The organism is Petrotoga halophila DSM 16923, assembly GCF_002924615.1.
In genome coordinates this window covers 1-4319 of record NZ_JALY01000271.1, presented here as the reverse complement: position 1 = coordinate 4319, position 4319 = coordinate 1, and the positions used below count along the sequence as shown (strand labels likewise).

Below are 4319 nucleotides of genomic sequence, written 5' to 3'. Positions count from 1 at the left end.
GGATAATTTATTTTTTCCCTAGTTAAGGTCATATTTTTTCTTTTTTCGATATACTTTTCCACATCGTTTTCTAAACCTAATTCTTCTAAAGCCTTATTTAACTGTTCTTTAGTGAGTGCTTTACCGTGATAGGTTGGGGTGTTTTCCATAAAAGAAACCCCTTTTCCTATAATCGTTTTTGCTACAATCACAGTTGGCCTTAGCGGCTCATTTTCAGCTACTTCTAATGCCTTATTGATCTGCTCGAAATTGTGACCATCGATTTCTATTACATTCCAACCAGCTGCTTCATATTCTCCAACTATATTTACGGATAATATATCTCTAGCTCTTCCAGATATTTGAATATCGTTGTAATCAAGTAATACAATTAGGTTATTTAGGCCTTCTTTTATCGCAGTTCTTCTAGCTTCAGCGATTTGACCTTTTGAACTTTCTCCATCACTACTAAAAACGTAAACTCTATAGTCTTTTTTCCTCTTCTTTGCTGCCAAAGCCATTCCTATTCCAGCTGATAAACCTTGACCTAAATTCCCTGTTGACCACTCGACACCTGGTATCCCACGGGTAACATGCCCTTCAAATATACTGCCGGCATATCTGAATCCTGAAATAACTTCTTCAATGTCAATAAAGCCCATCCTTGCTAAAGCCACATAAAAACCAGGGGAAGTGTGACCATGACTAACTACGATCCTATCTCTATCAGGATTGAACGGATCATCTGGGAATATATTTGCCCTATTTAACACCGATAAAAACATGTCAATCGAAGACATAGACCCTGCAGGATGACCAGAGTTAGCCACAGTAGTCATCTTCAATATATCTCCTCTTGCAACTGATGATAAGCCTTTTAGTTCTTTTAAACTTTTTTTCAATGAATCCACCTCCAAAAAATTTAGATCTCGCATTAAAAAAATCTGCGAATGATAATTGATAACAATGTGATCAATCCACTTACAATGAGCATGGTCGTAATAGGAATATATAAAACGAAATTTTCTCTTTTTATTATTATATCTCCTGGGAGCCTTCCGAGTTTTATATTAAATGCAAACATCAACCCCATTATAATAAATAAAACACCAATTGTTATGAATACAGCTGCTATTGTTCTCATATGATCATGAAAAACTACTGCGGCAGACTACCTATTTCACTAATGAAAGGAATGCAGTAGTTTTTCTCACTCCTTTCAGGATATTAAATATCCATATTCATCCTTTCTTTGCAATAATCTCAACTATCTGCTCACAGGCTTTCCGCTTCCGTCGTTAGACGGAAGCAGTTGAATTTAAGAATTACCGCTGTTGAAATAGGAAAAAGGAACTTTGATTAAGATTGGTTGATTTTCTTCTATTACTTGTAGTGAGACTTCTTTTAAAAACACGTTGACCGTTACCACCCTGGCTGGTTTCCCTTCGTATTCTATTGTAGTATTCTCATTAGGAACATTTTTTAGGACTTCTTTATAAAAATCATTTTCATATTTCAAGCAGCAAAGTAGTTTTCCACATCTACCAGAGATTTTAGCGGTGTTTATCATCATCTGTTGCGTTTTAGCTAATTCCATCTTTATAGAAGAAAAATCTCTCAAAAATCTACTACAACAAGCTTCTTGTCCACATAAACCAATTGATCCTATCTTCTTTACTTCATCCCTGGCTCCTACTTGCTTAAGTTCGATTCTTGTTTTGTACCTTTTAGCTAATATCTTTACCAATTCTCTAAAATCTATTCTGACATCGGCACCAAAGTAAATTACCAATTTTGATCTATCAAAGGTAAAAGCGGCATCAAGAATCCTCATTTTTAACCCTAATTCATTAACCATTTGTTTTGCATATTGTGTCACTTCTTTAGCCTTTTGAACATTTTCCTCTAATTGCTTTTTGTCTTCATCTCCAACCTTTCTAATTATCGAATTAGGTTCATATCCAATTTCTTCAAAACTCATGGTAACAGGTCCTAAAACAATCCTTCCAACTTCTATTCCATTTTCAGTTTGAACTAAAACATAGTCAAATATATTGATTTTTTCGATTCCTAAATAATTATAATAATGGATAGAACCTAATTTTTCCAGTTCCACCCCATACACTTCAGCTTTTAGATCTATCAAAAGATTTCACTCCCATTGTTCTTATTTAATTGCTTTAATAAAGCATCTCTTAATTCTAAAAAAATGAGTAAATGTTTCCATTTCAAAGTTAAAGTTAGCTACTCTCATCGTAGATATCCTGTTCATATATGAAACCGTATCTTTGATTTGCTCTATATCAACATCAACGATATGTTCATTTAATCCAAAGAAGTAAACTAACGAATTATTCCAAAAATATTTCCACTTGGAAGAATTCAAAAAAACCATAGCGTCTCTCAAAAGAATCGCACCTAAGGTGGATATATTACGTAAAAAAGACAAATTTTCTACATCATTTTTTATTTTGCTAATATTTTTTATCAGATAAAAGAACTCTTTATCGTTTGAATTTATTAATATATTCCATAATTTATAATAAGAAAGAGAAAATTTTAATTTATTTTCCGGAAAATCGAGCGACAATTTGAAATTGCTTAACAATTCATCAACATTTTTAGCTGAAGAGTTTACTATCCTTTCTACTACTTCTTTAATTCTAGAAACATCAGTTTCTTCCTCATTCAAAAATAATAGAACCCTTGAATCATAATAACGAAAAAAATTGAAATAAATTGCTATCTCCCCATATTTGCTATTAATATTCTCAATCAAAACTGAGGGAATCGAAAGATCATACCTTATAAAACGACTTTTTAAAGTGGGTAACAAATAATTCCACCTAGTAGTAGCCCCAAATACCAAGGCGTATTCAGGAGGTTCCTCAATTAATTTGAGCGCAGCGTTTGCTGCTTCTATATTCAATCTATCTATATCCTCAAAAAAAACAACCTTCACCTTTGCATAGTTAGGTTTATACATTAAAAACTCTTCTACATCCCTAACTTGCTCTATTTTTATATTGCCACCAACAGGTTTTATAATTAAGGTATCTAACTTATTGAAGGCTGAAACAGAATTTAATAGGTTGTCTCTGAAATTATACAAAATGAAATTATCTTCAGAAACAAAACACATGGAAGTGGCTTTTATATCATCTATTTTTGATTGAATTTTTTCTATTGTATCATAAAAAAACGAATTACTCAAAAGAAACACCTTCTATACTATGCCTTATTTGTATAAATCTAGAATCAATCCATTTATTTCGTCAATTTTTGATGCATATACTAATGTATTTTTCTCTCTTTTTAAAATCATATCAGTCAATTCCATGAGTTTACTATCAACTACTTCAGCAACCATATGCAGCTGAGGTGTTGCGTTTTTAAAATCAAGATCGTTTTTTATCACATACCAATGTTTTTCTAATCTTTTAAGAAAATCTTTGATAGCATTCCTATAACCTCTTAGATTAGATTGAGTTGGAGATTTCACAAAGTTATTTCCTAGTTTAAGAATATTATCAATTAATCTCCTTAACTCATTTTCGCTGATTTTTATATTTGTATCAACTAGTACATCAAAAAATCCTTCTTTTTCTTTTACCTCAGAAGCAGTAAAATCTTGATCTTTTGATTTTTTTATTTTTCTTTTTTTCAACTCTTTGTCAGTTTTTTCTCGGGTGATAGGATCTATCTCCATATCATATTACCTTCTTCAATTAAGAATTCTGAACCTCTTCTATAATTTCAAAAAGTTTCTCTTTTATCTCACTTCTTTTAATTGTCCCGAAAAGTTCTCCTTTCAAAAAAATAGCCGCTGAAGCATTTTTGGTCCCAACTATGGCTATATCAGAATGTTTAGCTTCACCTGGACCATTAACAACACACCCCATAACCGCTACCGTAATATTTTTTTTAACCTCTTTATCTTTTAAAATTTTTTTTACCTCGTAGGCTAACCCTTCAACATCAATCTCTGTCCTTGCGCAAGTTGGACAGGCTATCACTCTTACCCCTTTTCTTAAACCTAAGGCTATTAATAAATCTTTTGCTAATTCAACTTCTTTGATCGGATCTCCGCTTATGGATATTCTAATGGTATCTCCTATGTCGTTTATAAGTAAAGAACCCAAACCTGCTGATGACAATATAACTGCGTCTTCAAAAACCCCGGCTTCAGTAACGCCTATATGAAAAGGATAAGGAATCAACTGTGAAAGATATCGATTGGCTACGAAGGTTTCTTTTGCATCAACAGATTTGACAGAGACGACAATATCGTAAAAACCTTCTTTTTCTAATAATCTAACCTCTTTTAAAGCACTTTCAGC

General features: G+C 32.4%; 6 protein-coding genes. All 6 read right to left on the bottom strand.

Annotated elements, in window-relative coordinates:
- Nucleotides 1-881: thiamine pyrophosphate-binding protein (locus tag AA81_RS12820; RefSeq protein ID WP_281256308.1), on the bottom strand; the 881-nt coding region annotated here is incomplete at its 3' end.
- 32 nt (nt 882-913) lie between these two features.
- Nucleotides 914-1063, bottom strand: a complete 150-nt coding sequence (locus AA81_RS12815) for a DUF2905 domain-containing protein (protein WP_245857152.1) — start codon at nt 1061-1063, stop codon at nt 914-916.
- Between the two features lie 234 nt (nt 1064-1297).
- Nucleotides 1298-2125, bottom strand: coding sequence for a PSP1 domain-containing protein (locus AA81_RS12810; RefSeq protein WP_103078260.1), 828 nt, complete (start codon nt 2123-2125; stop codon nt 1298-1300).
- A gap of 21 nt (nt 2126-2146) precedes the next feature.
- Nucleotides 2147-3193 (bottom strand): DNA polymerase III delta subunit-related protein, encoded by a 1047-nt coding sequence (locus AA81_RS12805; protein WP_103078259.1) that lies wholly within the window; start codon nt 3191-3193, stop codon nt 2147-2149.
- Nucleotides 3194-3217: 24 nt separating this feature from the next.
- A complete protein-coding gene (locus AA81_RS12800) occupies nt 3218-3688 on the bottom strand; it encodes a YaaR family protein (protein ID WP_103078258.1) in 471 nt (156 codons plus the stop codon).
- 19 nt (nt 3689-3707) lie between these two features.
- The coding region (locus AA81_RS12795) for a flavodoxin-dependent (E)-4-hydroxy-3-methylbut-2-enyl-diphosphate synthase (RefSeq protein ID WP_146050399.1) at nt 3708-4319 on the bottom strand (612 nt) is incomplete at its 5' end.

Excerpts from the sequence above, each read along its gene's own strand:
- AA81_RS12800 (WP_103078258.1), bottom strand. The coding sequence starts at position 3,688 with ATGGAGATAGATCCTATCACCCGAGAAAAAACTGACAAAGAGTTGAAA.
- AA81_RS12815 (WP_245857152.1), bottom strand. The coding sequence starts at position 1,063 with ATGTTTGCATTTAATATAAAACTCGGAAGGCTCCCAGGAGATATAATA.